The organism is Actinomadura parmotrematis, from assembly GCF_019458805.1.
Classification (GTDB): Bacteria; Actinomycetota; Actinomycetes; order Streptosporangiales; family Streptosporangiaceae; genus Spirillospora; species Spirillospora parmotrematis.
Map to the genome: position 1 here is coordinate 175,558 of NZ_JAIBOA010000013.1, position 16,933 is coordinate 192,490.

Consider the following 16,933-nt stretch of genomic DNA (forward strand, 5'->3'; position numbering starts at 1 on the left):
CCGCATTCCGGACGGCCGGCGCCGGGGTCAGCCGCCCGGGGCGAGGCCGTGGCGGTAGGCGTAGGAGACGGCCTGGGCCCGGTCGCGCAGGGCGGCCTTGGCGAACAGGTTGTTGATGTGCGTCTTCACCGTCGCCTCGCTGATCACCAGGTCGGCGGCGATCTCGGCGTTGGAGCGGCCGCGCGCGATCAGCGCCAGCACCTCGGCCTCGCGGCGGGTGAGGCCGTCGGGCAGGCCGCCGGCGCGCGGCGCCCGCGGCTCGGCGGCGGCGACCGCCTCGACGAGGCGCCGCTGCACCGCCGGGTCGAGCTGGGACGCGCCGCCGCGCACCGCGGCGACGGCGCGGGCGATCTCGTCGGCGCCGGCGTCCTTGGTCAGGTAGCCGCGGGCGCCGGCCCGCAGCGCCGCGAAGATCGACTCGTCGTCGGCGTAGGTGGTGAGCACCACCACCTCCACCTCCGGGTGGGCGGCCTTCAGGCGGCGGGTCGTCTCCGCGCCGTCCATGCGCGGCATCCGCAGGTCCATGAGGACGACCTCGGGGCGCACCTCGGGGACCAGCCGGAGCGCCTCCTCCCCGTCGGCCGCCGCGCCCACGACCTCCAGGCCCGGCAGCAGCTCCAGCAGCAGCACCAGGCCCTCGCGGACCACCGTCTGGTCGTCCACGACCAGCACCCTCGTCCGCCCGCTCACGCCGGCACCCGCAGCGCCACCCGGAACCCCTCCCCCGCGGCCCCCGTCTCCAGGGCCCCGCCGATCAGCTCGGCACGCTCGCGCATGCCGACCAGCCCGTAGCCGCCGCCCGCCAGGTCCAGCACCGGCTCGGTGCCGCCGCTGTCGACGACCTCCAGGCGCGCCTCCTCCGGACCGTAGTGCAGGACGATCCGCACGCGCGCGCCGAGGGCGTGCTTGCGGACGTTGGTCAGCGCCTCCTGGGCCGTGCGCACGATCGCCAGGGACGCCTGCACGGGCAGCTCCCGCGGCTCGCCGGTCACCTCGACGGCGCACGCGCGGCCCGTCGCGGCCCGGAACTCCTCGGCGAGGTCGGCGAGCGCGGCCTCGGGCGGCGGCGCGTCGCCGCGGAGCGCGGCGAGGGCGCGGCGCGTCTCGTCCAGGCCCGCGCGGGCGAGGCGCTGCGCGCGCTCCACCCGGTCCAGCGCCTGCGTCCGGTCGCCGTCGCGCGACAGCAGCAGGCGGGCGCCCTCCAGGTGCACGATCTGCGCCGACAGCGAGTGCGCGAGGATGTCGTGGATCTCGCGGGCCAGCCGCGACCGCTCGTCCAGCACCACCGCCTCGGCCTCGGCCCGCCGGGTCGCCTCCTCGGCGAGATCGCGCTGCCGGGTCGCGACCGCGCCGAGCAGGATGCCGAGGACCGCGACCAGCAGCCCGTACTCGGGCCCGCCGCCGCGGAACAGCGCCCCGGTGCCCGTCAGCGCCGCCATGAACGCCAGCCCGAGCGCGCCCACCCAGGCGGCGGGCAGCATCCAGGCGAGCGGCCACAGCGCGATCATGCCGAGGACGATCCCGGCCCCGCCCTTCGCCAGCGCGTACAGGGCGAGCGCGGCGGGCAGCACCGCGACCAGCGCGGCGGCGCCCGCGCGGCTCCCGCCGTCCCACGGCGGGCAGGGGCCGGGCCGGTCGTGCCGCCGCGCCCGGGTGGCCCAGAGGCCGGCGGCGAGCAGCACGACCGCGAGGGCGTTCAGCACGATGACGGCGAGCCCGGCGCCGCGCGGCGAGGGGTGCGGATATCCCGTCCACACGCTGTGCAGGTAGGTGACCGCTCCCCACGCCGCGCAGCAGAGGACCAGGATCTCCCGCAGCCGGACGGCGGTGTGGCGGGGCGGGTCGGTCCGCACGGGGCTCATGTCCCTCACGCTAGACGGTCGCCCGCCACGGGGGATCGGAGCACGGGCGGACCTTCCCTCTCCACCCGGGGGCGGAGCCGGCCGCTGTCAAGGGGCACGCCGCCGGCCTGCCCGCCGCTCCCGGCCGGCCAGGACCCCGCGCCCGCCAACTGCCTCCAGCTGGTGGTCGTGGGCGGCTCGATGAAGCTCGGCGCGCTCACCCAGCAGACCACCTCGCCACTGAAGATCACCGCGCTGGTGCCGGCGCCCGAGCTCGGCGACGACTTCACCGCCACGCAGGTCACCATGACCGGCGACTCGCTGACCGTCCCGGGCGGCGTGCTCGGGCTGCTCGACCTTCACCGTGCCGGAGACCACCGGCTCCGGCCTCGTCGGCCCGATCGCCGGCTGGAAGGCGGGCCTGCCCGCGGCGGTCGGCAGGGCGGCCGCGAAGGCGACGGCGAAGCAGAGCCCGCTCCAGCGGCCCCGGCCGCTTTTGGACGAGATGTCAACTCTTGTTCGCAGGTAAGTGCTCCGTTACGTTACGGCCGGGAAACTCGCGCCCTGGAGGTAGTGACGATGCGCCGTGCCATCCGCTGGACCGCCCCGCTCGCCGCCGCGGCGCTCGCGTTCGGCGGCGCCGTCCCCCCGGCCCACGCCGCACCCGCGAAGGCGGCCGCCGCCGCGTGGAAGGCCCGCCCCGCCGCCTACGGCGTCACCGCCCAGCAGGACGTCCGGCTCACCATGAGCGACGGCGTCCAGCTCGTCGCCGACATTCGCCGCCCCGCCCTGAACGGCAGGGCCGCGCCGGGCCGCTTCCCCGTCATCGTCACGATGACCCCCTACAACAAGACGCTGCCCGGCGCGAACATGGCCGACGACTACCTCGTCCAGCGCGGTTACGTGCAGGTCATCGTGGACGTACGCGGCACCGGCGGCTCCCACGGCAAGTGGGAGGCGTTCAGCAGGCGCGAGCAGCTCGACGGCAAGGAGGCCGTCGAGTGGGCGTCGTCGGCGAAGCGGCCCTGGAGCGACGGCCGCGTCGCGATGGTCGGCGCCTCCTACGGCGGCATCAACCAGATCTTCACCGCGGCGCAGCACCCCAAGGGCCTGAAGGCCATCTTCCCGGTCGTGCCGATGGGCGACAGCTACCGCGACGTCATCGGCACCGGCGGGCAGCTCGGCCTCGGCTTCGTGCCGCTCTGGCTCGCCGGCGTCGGCGGCCTGTCGCTGCTGCCTCCCACCTACAGCGGCAAGAGCCCCGACGAGGCGATCGCGCTGCTGAAGGAGCACTTCGGCAACATCGGCGACTTCCAGATCGCGATGCTGTTCAACGCCCTCACCGGCGGCGACAAGGCGTTCGACGGCCCCTTCTACCGCGAGCGCTCGCCGCTGGAGGTCGTCGACAAGGTGAACGTCCCCGCGTTCGTCGTCGGCGGCGAGTTCGACATCTTCCAGCGCAGCGAGCCGCTCCTCTACCAGCGGCTCGCGCGGCGCGTCCCGGCCCGCTTCACCTACGGCCCCTGGTACCACATCAGCGGTGCCGCGCCCGCCCTCGGCCTGCCGCTGCCGAACGTCCCGCAGCCGCCCGGCCCGTCCATGCAGGAGCTGATGCTGCGCTGGTTCGACCACTACGTGCGCGGCGCCGCCGACCCCGGCCTGGACCGCGACGTCGCGCCCGTCACCTACTACGACAACGGCGCCGGCACGTGGCGCACCGCCGGCCAGTGGCCGCCCGCCGGCGTCCGCTACCGCGCCCTCCGGCTGACGGGCCGCGCGGGCCTCACCACCGGGCAGGGCTCCGGCGGCCCCGACGCCGTGCCGTTCCAGCCGTTCGCCGGGCTGTGCAGCCGCTCCACCGTCCAGTGGGCGGGCGCCGGGGTGCTCGGCCTGTTCGGCTGGTCCTGCGAGCTCGACAACGGCGAGAACGACCGGCTCGGCGCCGTCTACGACCTGCCCGTGACTAAGCCGCTCCGCCTCGCCGGGCCGATCAACGCCCACCTCAGCGTGTCCACCGCCGCCAAGGACGGCCAGCTCACCGTCCGCGTCGAGGACGTCGCCCCCGACGGCAGGGCCACCCAGCTCACCGCCGGCTGGCAGGTGCTGTCCCTGCGCGCCCTGGACGGCGCCCGCACCGTCCGGCAGGACGGCCTGACCACCATCCCCTACCACCCGTTCACCAAGGCGTCGGCGAAGGCGATGCCGAAGAACGCCCCCGTCGGAGTGGACGTCGAGGTGTTCCCGATCGCCGCGACCGTCCAGCCCGGCCACCGCCTGCGCGTCTCGGTGCAGACGGCCGACTTCCCGCACCTGTTCCCCGACCTGCCCCAGCTCGGGAACTCCCTCGGCGGCGGCGTGCGGATCTGGCACGACGCCGCCCACCCGTCCTGGGTCGCGCTGCCCGTGCAGGGCTGACGCCCGCCTCGGCCCCCGGGGCGGGTCAGGTGTCGATGCGGTCGGTGTCCAGCTCCGAGGCGCCCGCGGTGATGAACGCGCGGCGCGGCGCGACCTCGCTGCCCATCAGCAGGTCGAACACCTTCGACGCCTCCTCGGCGTCCTCGATGCGGATGCGGCGCAGGATGCGGTGCTGGGGGTCCAGCGTCGTCTCGGCCAGCTGGTCGGCGTCCATCTCGCCGAGGCCCTTGTAGCGCTGGATCGGCTCCTTCCAGCTCTGGCCCTTGCGCTCCAGCTCGACCAGGCGGCGCCGCAGCTCGGCGTCGGAGTAGGTGTAGATGTACTTGTCCTGGCCGCGCTTCGGCCGCACCAGCTCGATGCGGTGCAGCGGCGGGACCGCCGAGAACACCCGGCCGGCCTCCAGCATCGGCCGCATGTAGCGGTGGAACAGCGTGAGCAGCAGGCAGCGGATGTGGCTGCCGTCCACGTCGGCGTCCGCCATGATGATCGCCCGGCCGTAGCGGGCGGCGTCCAGGTCGAAGGTGCGGCCCGAGCCGGCCCCGAGGACCTGGATGATCGCCGCGCACTCGGTGTTCTTCAGCATGTCGGCGACGGACGCCTTCTGCACGTTCAGGATCTTGCCGCGGATCGGCAGCAGCGCCTGGAACTCGGAGTTGCGGGCGAGCTTGGCGGTGCCGAGCGCGGAGTCGCCCTCGACGATGAACAGCTCGCTGCGGTCGTCGGTGGCGCGGCAGTCGACCAGCTTGGCCGGCAGCGCCGAGTTCTCCAGCGCGTTCTTGCGGCGCTGGTTGTCGCGCTGCGTGCGGGCCGCGATGCGGGTCTTGGCGGCGCCGACGACCTTCTCCAGGACGGCGCGCAGCTGCGGCTTCTGCCCCCGCCCCGGGTTCTCGAAGATCTCCTTGAGCTCCTTGGACACCACGGTGCCGACGATGCGGGTCGCCGCCGAGGTGCCGAGGATCTCCTTGGTCTGCCCCTCGAACTGCGGTTCGGGCAGCCGCACGGTGACGACGGCGGTGAGCCCTTCGAGGGCGTCCTCCTTGATGACGTCGTCGTCGCTCGCCTTCAGCAGCCGGGCGGCGCGCAGCTGCTCGTTGAGGACGCGGGCGAGGGACCGCTCGAAGCCGCGCAGGTGCGTGCCGCCCTTGGGGGTGGCGATGACGTTGACGAACGAGCGCATCGTGGTGTCGTAGCCGCCGCCCCAGCGGAGCGCGATGTCGACCTCCAGCTCGCGCTCGACGTCGGTCGGGGTGAGGTGGCCCTGGCCGTCCAGGACCGGCACCGTCTCGGTGAAGCGGCCGCGGCCCTGCAGCCGCAGCACGTCGCTGATCGCGGCGTCCTTGGCCAGGTAGGTGCAGTACTCGCCGATGCCGCCCTCGAAGCAGAAGGTCTCGTGGACGGTCTCCTCGCCGCGCTCGTCGCGGACCTCGATGGTGAGGCCCGGGATGAGGAACGCGGTCTGGCGCATGCGGTCCAGGACGAGCGACTGCTCGACGGTGGCGTCCGGCAGGAAGATCTGCAGGTCGGGCCAGAAGCGGGTGCGGGTGCCGGTGGTGCGGCGCGCGACCCGGCGGATCTGGCGGACGCCCGAGCTCTTCTTGAACCGGGCGTTCGGGCGGCCCTCGTCGGCGAACACGCCGGGCAGGCCGCGCTTGAAGCTGATGGCGTTGGTGTGGCCCTCGCGGTCGACCTCGACGTCCAGGCGCGCCGACAGGGCGTTGACGACGGAGGCGCCGACGCCGTGCAGGCCGCCGGAGGCGGTGTAGGACACGCCGCCGAACTTGCCGCCGGCGTGCAGCCGCGTCATGACGAGCTCGACGCCGGGCAGTCCCGTCTTCGGCTCGATGTCGACGGGGATGCCGCGGCCGTTGTCGCCGACCTCGAACGACCCGTCGGCGCGCATGACCACGCTGATGTGGGTGCAGTGGCCGGCGAGGGCCTCGTCGACGCTGTTGTCGACGATCTCCCACAGGCAGTGGGCGAGACCGCGGCTGTCGGTCGAGCCGATGTACATGCCGGGGCGCTTGCGGACGGCCTCCAGCCCCTCCAGCACCGAGAGGTGCCGGGCGGAGTAGCCCTGCTGATCGTCGGTCGTGGGTTCGGCGGTGGCGGCGGTCAACTGCGTGCGCTCCTCGGGGGTGAGGCAGGTCCGGTTCGTGGTGGCGAACTGCCGGGACGAGAGTACCCCCGCCGTCCGACAATCTTTTCGAAGGCTCGCCGCCGGCCCCGGCGGTGATGGCCGCCCCTGGCCGTCCTCGACCCTCCTCGGGGTGGAGAGCGGAGATCCACCCGTGGTGGGGTGTGCCCGCGCGGCCCGCTCCGTAACGTCCAGATCATGGCATACACCATCAGCGCGAGCGGCCTGCGCAAGCGGTACGGCGACGTCGCGGCCGTCGACGGCGTCTCCTTCGACGTCGAGGCGGGCGAGTTCTTCGGCATCCTCGGCCCGAACGGCGCCGGCAAGACCACCGTCCTGGAGATCGTGGAGGGGCTGCGGCGGGCCGACGGCGGCGAGGTGTCGGTGCTCGGGCTGCCGCCCTGGCCCCGCAACCCGCGGCTGCTGCCGCGCATCGGCGTGCAGCTGCAGTCCAGCGCGTTCTTCGAGCGGCTGACGGCGCGCGAGCAGCTTCAGACGTTCGGGTCGCTGTACGGGGTGCCGGCCGCGCGCGCCGACGCGATGCTGGAGATGGTCGGGCTCACCGACAAGGCCGGCGTCCAGGTGGAGAAGCTGTCGGGCGGGCAGGCGCAGCGGCTGTCGATCGCCTGCGCGCTGGTCCACGACCCCGAGCTGGTGTTCCTGGACGAGCCGACCGCCGCGCTCGACCCGCAGGCCCGCCGCAACCTGTGGGACGTGCTGGCCGGCATCAGCACCGAGGGCCGCACGATCGTGCTGACGACCCACCACATGGACGAGGCCGAGTCGCTCTGCGACCGCGTCGCGATCATGGACGCGGGGCGGATCCTTCAGCTCGGCGCGCCCGCCGCGCTGGTGCGCGGGCTGGACGCGCCCGCCCGGGTGAGCGTCGCCTCCGGCACCCTGCCGGTCGAGGACGCGCGCGCCCTGCCGGCCGCCGACGAGGTCGCCGACGACGGGGTCTCGCTGGTGGTCTCCACCCGCGACCCCGGCGCGGTGGTGGCCGCGCTCGCCGCCAAGGACGCCCTCGCCGGCGTCCGGATCGGCGGCGCCACGCTGGAGGACGTCTTCCTGGAGCTGACCGGACGGGAGTACCGGGCATGAGCACCTACCAGAGCTTCACCAGCCTCGCGCGGGCCATGCTCCTCGGCTTCCGCCGCGACAAGGGCGCGCTGTTCTTCACCGTGCTGTTCCCGCTGATGTTCCTGGTGATCTTCGGCGGGGTGTTCGGGCACCAGGCGACCGCCAAGGTCACCGTCGTCGCGGCCGGACCGGTGCCGCTGGTCGACCGGGCGGTGGCGCACGACGGCGACCTGGCGGGGACGCTGAAGGTGGTGCGCGCCGCGAGCCGGGACGCGGCCTTGAAGAAGGTGGAGAAGGGCGACGCCGACGCCTTCGTCGAGCAGTCCGGGAACGCGCTGAACGTCCGCTACTCGGTGGCCGACCAGGTGAAGTCCGGGACGGCGCGCGGCCTGCTGTCGTCGATCGCCCAGTCGGCGAACCTGGCGGCGACGGGACGGCCGCCCGCCTACACGGTGACCGAGGCGCAGGTGGAGGACAGGTCGCTGAAGGCGATCCAGTTCTTCACCCCGAGCCTGCTCGGCTGGGCGCTCGCCTCGGCGGGCGTGTTCGGAGCGTCCCAGACGCTCGTCACCTGGCGCACCAAGGGCATCCTGCGGCGGCTGCGGCTGTCGCCGGCGCCCGTCCCGACGGTGTTCGCCGCCCGGGTGGCGGTGAGCCTCGGCATCGCGCTCGTGCAGTTCGCGGTGTTCGTGGCGGTCGCGCACCTGCCGTTCTTCGGGCTGAAGCTGACGGGCGACTGGTGGCTGGCGATCCCGACGCTCATGGCCGGGGTGCTCGCCTTCCTCGGCATCGGCACGCTGATCGGGTCCTGGGCCAAGACCCAGGAGACCGCGCAGCTCGTCGGGCAGCTCGTGGTGCTGCCGATGGCCTTCCTCGGCGGGTCCTTCTTCCCCCTGGACTCGATGCCGGGCTGGATGCGGGCGGTCTCCTACGTCTTCCCGCTCCGCTACCTCAACCAGGGGATGCTCGACGTCATGGGCCGCGGGCTCGGCCCGGGGTCGGTCCTCGTGCCCATCGCGGTACTGCTCGGTGTGGCGCTGGTCACGGCGCTGCTCGCCGTCCGGGTGTTCCGCTGGGACGCCGCCTGATCGGCCCCTGCTGATCGACTTCTCGCCGCCGGAGGCCGCATCCCTTGCGCCGCAGGGGATGCGCTCCGGCGTCCCGAAAGGATGTGACCTCGGTCACCATGGGGGCCATTCCGCTGTGAGCGTATGCGTGGCCGGATTGGGAACGTCCACGTCGGGTTAGATGTTCTCCTAAGTACCGACCCCGAGCATGAGGAAGGTGCCGTGACTGGAGCCCTTGCCCCGACCAAGCCGCTGTCCGTCGCAGACCGCTGCGACCGCTGCGGCGCCCAGGCCTACGTCCGTGCGGTCCTTGTAGGCGGCGGCGACCTTCTGTTCTGCGCCCACCACGGACGCAAGTACGCAGAGGCGCTCCGTTCCAACGGGGCCGACATCCAGGACGAGAGCGACCGTCTGATCGAAACCCCGGGCACCGCCTCCGAAGAGGAGCGGTAAGCCCTCGAAATAAAAGAATCGCGGAACGGCGGCCACCCACGCGGCGGCCGCCGTTCGCATTTCCCGCGATACTTCGCAGCGTGCCCATTCAACTACGGAGAGTGTCGGCGTTTCGCCGGGCCTTTCCGACGCGATAGTGATAATGGCCCGCCGGGCGGAACCCCTCGCTCTCGTAGAGGGCGCGGGCGCCCGCGTTGGCCTCCACCACCACCAGGTAGGCGCGCCGGCAGCCCTGCGCGCGCCCCCAGGCCATGAGCGAGCGCAGGACGCGCCGCGCGAGGCCCTGACGGCGCGCCTCCGGGACGACCGCCATCGCGTACACCCCGAGCCACTCCCCCTGCGGCACGCCGCGCCCCACGGCGGCTCCGGCGAGCGAGGCGTACCCCGCGGGCACGCCGGCGAGGATCCGCTCGGCGACCGCCAGGCCGCCGGGGAAGCGGCCGTCCACCGACCACCACGTGTCGAGCCAGGCGGGCGACGGCGCGTCCGCGATCTCCACCTCGGGGTCCGCCCCGCCGGGCCCGAGGTCCGCCGCCATCGCCAGCGTGCGGTCCACCTCGGCGTAGCCGCGCGCGGCGAGCCGGGCGTCCAGGTCGGCGGGACGGGACCGGCCGGTGACGGTGAAGACCGGCGGCAGGCCGAGGGCGGCGTAGTGCCGCTCCACGGCCGCGATCGCGGCGTCCGGGTCCGCCGGTTCGCCGAGGGCGAGCACGGAGTTGGCGCGCTTGGTGACGCCGTGCGCGCTGCGCAGCGTCCAGCCCGCCATATCCTGGGAGTGCAGGGCGGGCCACGCCGCGGCCACCAGCTCGCCGAGCCGGTCGTCGAGACGACCGCCGGGGCCGCGGCCGCGCTGTTCCATGAGCTCTGCCATGGCCTGCACCCTAGACAGGCCTGCGGTCCATCACGCTTTCGGGGGGAAAGTGCACATCCTGCTGCCGCCGTCGGAGAAGAAGACCCCGGCCGGGGACGGCCCGCCCCTCGACCTGGCCGCGCTCAGCTTCCCCGAGCTGAACCCGACCCGCGAGCGCGTGCTCGCCGCGCTCGGCGAGGTCTGCCGGAGCGACGACGCGCCCGCCGTCCTCGGGCTGCCCGGCGGCCAGATCGACGAGGCCCTCGCCCGCAACCGGGCCCTCCGCACCGCGCCCACGCTGCCCGTCGCGCGGCTCTACACCGGCGTCCTCTACGCGCAGCTGCGGCTGGACGCGCTCGACGCCGCCGGCGCCGCCCGCGCCGCCGACCAGATCATCGTGTTCTCCGGCCTGTGGGGCGCGCTCCGCCTCACCGACCGCATCCCGCCCTACCGGCTCGCCATGGGCGTCACCCTGCCGGCCGAGGGCCGCCTCGCCGCCACCTGGCGGCCCGCGCTCGCCGCCGCCCTGGACGGCCTGGACGGCCTCGTCGTCGACATGCGCTCGGGCCCCTACGCCGCCGCGTGGAAGGCCCCGGAACCCGCGGTCGCCGTCCGGGTGTTCCGCGAGCGCATCCTCGGCGGCGTGCCGAAGCGCACCGTCGTCAGCCACATGGCCAAGGCCACCCGCGGGCGGATCGCGCACGACCTGATCGCGTCCGGCGCCGACCCGCGCACGCCCGAGGAGCTGCTGAAGGCCGTCACCGGCCTCGGCCACACCGCCGAGCTGAACGGCGCGAACCTGGACGTCGTCCTCGCCGCCTGACCGGCCGCCCGCTCAGGCCGCCATGACGTTGAGCTGCCGGCACGCCTTGACGTACTGGCCGACGCCGTCGCCGCCGCCGAGGTAGGTCCACGGCAGCCCGCTCGGCCGCCCGAACGTGCGCAGCAGGTGCTGGCGGGCCGGGCGGCGCGCGTCGGCCAGGTGGAACGCGGCCCCGAACAGGTTGTGCGCCTCGATCGTCCGCGGATGCGGGTGCGGGCCCTCGAACCAGCCGCGCGCGGCGGCCGCCACGTCCCGGATCTCGTCGTCGTCGAACCACGACGACGCGCCCCGGATGATGGACGAGCGCTCCTGCACGAAGTACTCGAAGTAGGCGAGCGGCACCAGCGCGGCCCGCGGGTCCGCGCGGCCCGCCAGCCCCATCGCCACCCGCGCGAACTCGAACATCTCGCCGTGCACGCCGCCCCACTGCGGCGACAGGCTGACCACCCGGGCGACGTGCGCCCCGTACAGCGTCGGGCAGCGCGCCGACGCGCGCCGCCAGAGGACGTCCTTGTCCTCGCGGTCCAGGTCGAGGCCGAGCGCGAGCCAGAGCATCGCCTCCCACGGCACCGGATCGTCGTGCCAGATCTCGGCGGCCCGCATCAGCGGCTCGCGCGCCGACCGCATCGTCTTGGTGTAGGCGGTGTAGGCGGCGGTCTGCGTCGACCGGGCGCGCGCCTCGGGACGCATCGCCCACGCCTCCTCCACCCGGGTGCGGCCGAGCCAGAGCCACAGGTCGGGGTTGCCGGGATCCTCGGCGAGCAGCGCCTCGATGCTCGAACTCCAGCCGCGGGCGGCCTTCGCGAGGGCCTCCACGCGCAAGGACCGCACCTCGAAATCGTGCCGGGAGGTGCCGAGCAGGTGCGCGCCCAGCCGGAAGTAGCGGTCGTGGACGGCGTTCACGGCCTGGTCGAGCGCGGCGTCCGCCCAGGGACGCCCCCCGACCACCTGGGCGGGCCGGGGACGGGTGGCGGGGCCGGCGGCGCGGTCGTACTCCACCGAACCTCCAGGCGCCGGGTCGAGCTCCATGAGTCCCATAGCGCGGAAGCGTAGGAACGCGCAGCACGGCGGACGCTACCTGGACGTAAATCCTGTGTTACATCCCGGAAAGCGCCCTGACCTGGAGGTTCACCCCGCGTCAGGACGCCCGGACGGCCCCCCGCCCGCGCGGTACACACGCGCGTAACGGTGCAGGCCCCCGCCGGAGCGGGGGCCTGCACCGTCGCGCGGCGTCCTAGTCGAGGTAGTCGCGCAGCACCTGCGAGCGCGACGGGTGGCGCAGCTTCGACATGGTCTTGGACTCGATCTGCCGGATGCGCTCGCGGGTGACCCCGTACACCTTGCCGATCTCGTCCAGCGTCTTCGGCTGGCCGTCGGTCAGCCCGAACCGCATCGAGACGACGCCCGCCTCGCGCTCGGACAGCGTGTCCAGCACCGAGTGCAGCTGCTCCTGCAGCAGCGTGAAGCTGACCGCGTCGGCCGGGACGATCGCCTCGGAGTCCTCGATGAGGTCGCCGAACTCGCTGTCGCCGTCCTCGCCGAGCGGGGTGTGCAGCGAGATGGGCTCGCGGCCGTACTTCTGGACCTCGACCACCTTCTCGGGGGTCATGTCCAGCTCCTTGGCCAGCTCCTCCGGGGTGGGCTCGCGCCCGAGGTCCTGGAGCATCTGCCGCTGCACGCGGGCGAGCTTGTTGATGACCTCGACCATGTGCACCGGGATGCGGATGGTGCGGGCCTGGTCGGCCATCGCGCGGGTGATCGCCTGCCGGATCCACCAGGTGGCGTACGTGGAGAACTTGTAGCCCTTGGTGTAGTCGAACTTCTCGACCGCGCGGATCAGACCGAGGTTGCCCTCCTGGATCAGGTCCAGGAACAGCATGCCGCGGCCGGTGTAGCGCTTGGCGAGCGACACCACCAGCCGGAGGTTGGCCTCCAGCAGGTGGTTCTTGGCGCGCCGGCCGTCCTCGGCGATCCACTCGAAGTCCTCGAGGTCGTCCTCGGACATCGACGGGCCGTCGGCGGCGAGGCGCTCCTCGGCGAACAGGCCCGCCTCGATGCGCTTGGCGAGCTCGACCTCCTGCTCGGCGTTGAGCAGCGGGACCTTGCCGATCTGCTTCAGGTAGTCCTTGACCGGGTCGGCGGTGGCGCCGGCCGCGGCGATCTGCTGCGCGGGGGCGTCCTCGTCGTCGTCACCGAGGGTGAACGACTCCTCCTCGCCGGGGGCCTTGACGCCCTCGGGCTTGGCGCCGGGGGCGGCGGTCTTGGCGGCCGGCGCGGCGACCTCCTCGACCTCCTCCTCGGTCTCCTCGGCCTCGTCGGCGGTCTCGGCCTCGGTCTCGCCCTCGATGTCGAGGTCGGCCTCGAGGTCGGTCAGGTCCTCGTCGAGGTCGACGTCCACGTCGTCCTCGAGCTCGGGGTCGTCGGCGCCCTTCTTGCCCTTGGCGGCCGGGGCGGCGGCCTTCTTGGCCGGCGCCTTGGCGGCGGCGGCCTTCTTCGGCTTGGCGGCGGCGGGCTTGCGCGCGGCGGCCGGCTTGGCCGGGGCGGCCGCGGCCTCGGTGGCGTCCTCGTCGTCGCCGACGACAGCGGTCACCGTCTCGGGCTGCTGCTCCTTGGCTGCAGCGGCGGTCTTGGGACGCGCCGGTTGCGCCGCGCGCTTGCGCGGTCGCTTCGGCGCTGCGGAGTCGGCAGCGCTCAACACGACGGTCACACCCTCCTTGCTGAGGCTCCGCAGGATGGAGGTGGCTTTCGACACGGGGATGTCGGCCTCTTCGAACGTACGGCGTACGTCGTCGGCTTCGAGGTAACCCTGGGACCGTCCACGCTCGATCAGTTGCGCGATGACATGCTCGTGCAGATCTGACGCTTTCGAGGTCGAGCTAGCAGGCGACACAAATACCTCTCGAACGAACGTGTGGCTTGGTTGACCCAAGTGCCCTGACGGGCCGGCCTCACACGGGGTGGGACCACACACCGAGCGGGGCCACCCTGTGCGGGACCGCAGCGTACCCGCTTCTGTCTAGGGTCAAGCATTCTGGCACGGCTGCGCATTCCGCTTCGAAACCCTGCCCGGTAACACACCACCTTAGAGGGCGCGGAGCTGTCCTTCGTACGTGCTGCGGCGACCGCAGGCCGTCACGAGTGGGGGTTCTAGGAGGACTTGGGCGGAACGTGCAGGGCAAGTACGGTCACATCGTCCACCTGCTCGTAACCGGCAAGCATGCGATCGACCAGGAAGTCGACGAGTCTCTCGGGATCTCCTACCACTTCAGGTGGGGCGTCCTCCGCGGCGGCGACCAGCTCGTCCAGCCCGGCGTCCACCCCACGCCTACGGTTCTCGACAAGTCCATCGGAATAGAACACCACAGTGTTGCCGGTCTCGATGGAAAAATTCGTCTGCTGCCGCTGCGAGGGCCAGCCGAGGGGCGTCCCCGGCTCGTTGGTGCTGACCCGCGCGGGCTCGTCCGGCGAGATCAGCAGCGGCGGCATGTGGCCGGCGTTGCTGAAGGCGCCCTGGCCGGTCTCGGGGTCGATGACCGCGTAGGCGACGGTGGTGAACTGCTCCTCGTCCTCGGTGGCGCTGAACAGCCGGTCGAGTCCGGCGAGCACCGCGGCGGGGCGGGGGTCGTTCAGCGCGAGGGCGCGCAGCGCGTTGCGGACGCGTCCCATTCCGGCCGCGGCGAGCACGCCCTTGCCCATGACGTCGCCGGCCGCGACGGCGAGGCGGTCGTCGGGCAGCCGGAACACGTCGTACCAGTCGCCGCCGACCTGCACGTGCCGGGTCGCGGGGTTGTAGCGCGCGGCGAGCACCATGCCGGGCAGCTGCGGCAGGTCGCTCGGCAGCAGGCTGCGCTGCAGCTCCTCGGCGGTCTTGTGCTCGCGCTCGAACAGCAGCGCCCGCTCGACGGCGAGCGCGCACTGGCCGGCGAGGGCCTCCAGGAAGACCCGCTCCTCCTCGGTGATCTCGCGCGGGCGGGTGAAGGAGAAGCGCAGCGCGCCGATCGGGGCGCCCGCGGCGAGCAGCGGCAGCCCGACCCAGGCACGCTCCTCGTTGTGGCGGCTGAACAGCTCGGCCTCGTCGCGGCCGAGCTGCAGGCGCAGCGCGTTCGGGTGCTCGGCGAGGAACGGGCGGCCCTCGCGGACCGCCACCGACATGACGGTCTGGTCACCGACCTTGATGTCCTCGCGGTAGGCGCGGCGGGACTCGCCGGACTCGCCGCCGGGCTGCGGCGGCTCGACGATCGACAGCCGCAGCTTGTCGTCGTCCAGCAGCGCGACGGCCGAGTGGTCGGCGCCGATCGCCGACCGGCCGACCTCGGTGATGACCTGCACGACCTGCGAGACCGTCAGCGCCTCGGCGAGCATCGAGGTGGCCTGCTGCAGGCGCGCGGTGCGCAGCGCCGCGGCCGACAGCTGCTCGGTGAGGCGGCCGCGCATCTCCTCGGCCTCGCGCTGGCCGGTGACGTCGGCGTTCGCGCCGACCCACTCGACGACGGTGTCGCCGCGCCAGATCGGCACGGCCCGCACGTCGAAGTGGCGGTAGGTGCCGGACTTGGTGCGGACCCGGTAGCCGGCCTCGAAGACGCGGTTGTCGGCGGTGCACTCGTGCCAGACGCGCTCGACCTTGGCGCGGTCCTCGGGGTGCACGACGGCGAGCCAGCCGCCGGTGGCGTAGTCGTCGGGGCTCTGGCCGGTGATGGCGCGCCACTCGGGGGCGTCGTCGATGGCCGAGCCGTCGGCCGCCGCGACCCACACCACCTGGGAGCTGGCCTCCACCAGCGAGCGGTAGCGCTGCTCCTTGCGGCGCACGACCTCCTCGGCGCGGCGGCGCTCGGTGACGTCCTGCACGGTGAGCACGCCGCCGCCGTCCGCGGCGGGCAGCCAGCCGCAGGCGAGGACGCGGCCGCCGATCTCGGCCTCGGCCTCGGCGGGCTCGCCGGGGGCCGCGGCGAGCTGCGCGGCGGTGCCGGCGGGCAGCGTTTCGGCCAGGGACCGGCCGTCGAGCTCGGCGGGCGCGACGCCGAGCAGGCCGCCCAGCGCGTCGCTGGCACGGCGGCACCGCAGGGCGGTGTCGAAGAACGCGAACCCGACGGGCGCGGCCTTCATCAGCGTCGCGTACAGCGCGGCGTCGGACGCTTGCATCGGCTGCCCCCCTGCCCCGGCTCGACGGGGACGCGGAAGGGAGGTGTCGGTGCTCATGGACGACACCTCCGGCCCTGGGGATCCCGTACCGCGCGGCAAGTTCTCATCACTATGGGTGAATGGGAGCAGGCTAGTGCTCCCGCCTCCATCACAACACCGGTCGAGGTCAGGTTCCCATCATCCCGACGGTTCGGCGCCGGCGGAAGACCCGCGGGCATCGGAGTCACACGGCCCCCAGCGGCGACGGCTGATTCGGACGCCGCACCGCCGGCGTCCCCGGGGCGCCGGGGCACGCCCGGACGGACGGCAGGTACGCGATGGTACGGCGCGGACGGCTCTGCACGCGGCCCCCTTCCCGGCATCCCCTCGTTACGGCCACCCGGAATCCTCTCACGGCATGCCCTATACCCCCGGGCAAAATCCAGGTAAAGCCGCCCGGCGCCCCGCTCCTCCGAACATCGCAGAACGACCGGAAAGCGTCCTGACCGGGACAATCACCCCACGGGCCGGCGGCGCCGCGCCGAGGGCCTTGCTACCCGGCGGCTTTGGCGGCCTTGGCGGCGGCCTTCTGCGCCTGCTTGAACTCGCGCACCCGGCCGAGCGACTCGGGACCGGTGATGTCGGCGACCGACCGGTGCGAGCCCTCCTCCCCGTAGGCGCCCGCCGCCTCGCGCCAGCCCTCGGGCCGCACGCCGTACTGCTTGCCGAGCAGCGCCAGGAAGATCTGCGCCTTCTGCTCGCCGAACCCCGGCAGCCCCTTCAACCGCTTCAACAGCTCCCGCCCGCTGCCGGCGTCCCGCCACACCGCCTCGGCGTCCCCGCCGTAGTTCTCCACCAGGTACTGGCAGAGCTGCTGCACCCGCTTGGCCATCGACCCGGGGTAGCGGTGCACCGCCGGCTTCTCCGACAGCAGCGCCGCGAACCGCTCCGGGTCGTACCCGGCGATCTCGTGCGCGTCCAGGTCCTCCCCGCCGAGCCGCAGCACGATCGTGTAGGGCCCCGCGAACGCCCATTCCATGGGGATCTGCTGGTCGAGCAGCATTCCAACAAGGGCGGCGAGGGGGCTGCGGCCGAGGAGGGCGTCGGCCTCGGGGCGCTGGGCGAGGTGGACCGTGGGCATGGCGCACAGCT

The 16,933-nt window shown here is 73.5% G+C and carries 14 protein-coding genes; 6 read left to right on the plus strand and 8 right to left on the minus strand.

Going from position 1 to position 16,933, the window contains the following annotated elements:
- Window positions 1-27: 27 nt before the first annotated feature.
- On the minus strand, window positions 28-690 hold the full coding sequence (locus K1Y72_RS21165) for a response regulator (RefSeq protein WP_220168135.1): 663 nt from the start codon (window positions 688-690) through the stop codon (window positions 28-30).
- On the minus strand, window positions 687-1,862 hold the full coding sequence (locus K1Y72_RS21170; protein WP_220168136.1) for a sensor histidine kinase: 1,176 nt from the start codon (window positions 1,860-1,862) through the stop codon (window positions 687-689). The genes K1Y72_RS21165 and K1Y72_RS21170 overlap by 4 nt, the downstream gene beginning before the upstream one ends.
- A gap of 343 nt (window positions 1,863-2,205) precedes the next feature.
- Between K1Y72_RS21170 and K1Y72_RS21175 the strand changes: the two genes are divergently transcribed.
- Both K1Y72_RS21175 and K1Y72_RS21180 read left to right on the plus strand, forming a co-directional pair.
- Window positions 2,206-2,370: a hypothetical protein gene (locus K1Y72_RS21175; protein WP_220168137.1), complete on the plus strand. Its 165-nt coding sequence runs from the start codon at window positions 2,206-2,208 to the stop codon at window positions 2,368-2,370.
- A gap of 50 nt (window positions 2,371-2,420) precedes the next feature.
- Window positions 2,421-4,256 (plus strand): CocE/NonD family hydrolase, encoded by a 1,836-nt coding sequence (locus K1Y72_RS21180; RefSeq protein WP_220168138.1) that lies wholly within the window; start codon window positions 2,421-2,423, stop codon window positions 4,254-4,256.
- 25 nt (window positions 4,257-4,281) lie between these two features.
- Here K1Y72_RS21180 and K1Y72_RS21185 read toward each other — a convergent pair whose 3' ends face one another.
- Window positions 4,282-6,372 carry a DNA gyrase/topoisomerase IV subunit B gene (locus K1Y72_RS21185; RefSeq protein ID WP_220168139.1) on the minus strand — a complete coding sequence of 697 codons (2,091 nt, stop codon included), beginning with the start codon at window positions 6,370-6,372 and terminating at the stop codon, window positions 4,282-4,284.
- Between the two features lie 216 nt (window positions 6,373-6,588).
- Here K1Y72_RS21185 and K1Y72_RS21190 point away from each other — a divergent pair, with 216 nt between their 5' ends.
- From K1Y72_RS21190 to K1Y72_RS36465, 3 genes are all read left to right on the plus strand, one after another.
- Complete coding sequence (locus tag K1Y72_RS21190) at window positions 6,589-7,491, plus strand: ABC transporter ATP-binding protein (RefSeq protein ID WP_220168140.1); 903 nt, start codon at window positions 6,589-6,591, stop codon at window positions 7,489-7,491.
- Entirely contained in the window at window positions 7,488-8,558 is a 1,071-nt protein-coding gene (locus tag K1Y72_RS21195; protein ID WP_220168141.1) for an ABC transporter permease, read from the plus strand. The genes K1Y72_RS21190 and K1Y72_RS21195 overlap by 4 nt, the downstream gene beginning before the upstream one ends.
- Window positions 8,559-8,759: 201 nt before the next feature.
- Entirely contained in the window at window positions 8,760-8,990 is a 231-nt protein-coding gene (locus K1Y72_RS36465; RefSeq protein WP_308287169.1) for a DUF7455 domain-containing protein, read from the plus strand.
- An 88-nt stretch (window positions 8,991-9,078) separates the two neighbouring features.
- Here K1Y72_RS36465 and K1Y72_RS21200 read toward each other — a convergent pair whose 3' ends face one another.
- Window positions 9,079-9,861 (minus strand): GNAT family N-acetyltransferase, encoded by a 783-nt coding sequence (locus K1Y72_RS21200; protein ID WP_258573077.1) that lies wholly within the window; start codon window positions 9,859-9,861, stop codon window positions 9,079-9,081.
- 49 nt (window positions 9,862-9,910) lie between these two features.
- On the opposite strand from K1Y72_RS21200, the gene K1Y72_RS21205 reads away from it, so the two are divergent.
- Window positions 9,911-10,663, plus strand: a complete 753-nt coding sequence (locus tag K1Y72_RS21205; RefSeq protein ID WP_220168142.1) for a YaaA family protein — start codon at window positions 9,911-9,913, stop codon at window positions 10,661-10,663.
- Window positions 10,664-10,675: 12 nt separating this feature from the next.
- On the opposite strand, the gene K1Y72_RS21210 is transcribed toward K1Y72_RS21205, so the two are convergent.
- The 4 genes from K1Y72_RS21210 to K1Y72_RS21225 all read right to left on the minus strand — a co-directional run bounded on the left by K1Y72_RS21210 (window position 10,676) and on the right by K1Y72_RS21225 (window position 16,922).
- Window positions 10,676-11,701, minus strand: a complete 1,026-nt coding sequence (locus K1Y72_RS21210; protein WP_258573080.1) for a hypothetical protein — start codon at window positions 11,699-11,701, stop codon at window positions 10,676-10,678.
- A 196-nt stretch (window positions 11,702-11,897) separates the two neighbouring features.
- Entirely contained in the window at window positions 11,898-13,553 is a 1,656-nt protein-coding gene (locus K1Y72_RS21215; RefSeq protein WP_220168143.1) for an RNA polymerase sigma factor, read from the minus strand.
- A gap of 257 nt (window positions 13,554-13,810) precedes the next feature.
- Window positions 13,811-15,802 (minus strand): SpoIIE family protein phosphatase, encoded by a 1,992-nt coding sequence (locus tag K1Y72_RS21220; protein WP_372452944.1) that lies wholly within the window; start codon window positions 15,800-15,802, stop codon window positions 13,811-13,813.
- Between the two features lie 532 nt (window positions 15,803-16,334).
- A complete protein-coding gene (locus K1Y72_RS21225) occupies window positions 16,335-16,922 on the minus strand; it encodes an HhH-GPD-type base excision DNA repair protein (RefSeq protein WP_220168145.1) in 588 nt (195 codons plus the stop codon).
- Window positions 16,923-16,933: the final 11 nt, after the last annotated feature.

Bases quoted from the DNA above. Each gene is read 5' to 3' on its own strand.
- K1Y72_RS21170 (WP_220168136.1), bottom strand. From the start codon at position 1,862: ATGAGCCCCGTGCGGACCGACCCGCCCCGCCACACCGCCGTCCGGCTG.
- K1Y72_RS21180 (WP_220168138.1), top strand. From the start codon at position 2,421: ATGCGCCGTGCCATCCGCTGGACCGCCCCGCTCGCCGCCGCGGCGCTC.
- K1Y72_RS21190 (WP_220168140.1), top strand. From the start codon at position 6,589: ATGGCATACACCATCAGCGCGAGCGGCCTGCGCAAGCGGTACGGCGAC.
- K1Y72_RS21195 (WP_220168141.1), top strand. From the start codon at position 7,488: ATGAGCACCTACCAGAGCTTCACCAGCCTCGCGCGGGCCATGCTCCTC.
- K1Y72_RS21200 (WP_258573077.1), bottom strand. From the start codon at position 9,861: ATGGCAGAGCTCATGGAACAGCGCGGCCGCGGCCCCGGCGGTCGTCTC.
- K1Y72_RS21210 (WP_258573080.1), bottom strand. From the start codon at position 11,701: ATGGGACTCATGGAGCTCGACCCGGCGCCTGGAGGTTCGGTGGAGTAC.
- K1Y72_RS21220 (WP_372452944.1), bottom strand. From the start codon at position 15,802: ATGCAAGCGTCCGACGCCGCGCTGTACGCGACGCTGATGAAGGCCGCG.
- K1Y72_RS21225 (WP_220168145.1), bottom strand. From the start codon at position 16,922: ATGCCCACGGTCCACCTCGCCCAGCGCCCCGAGGCCGACGCCCTCCTC.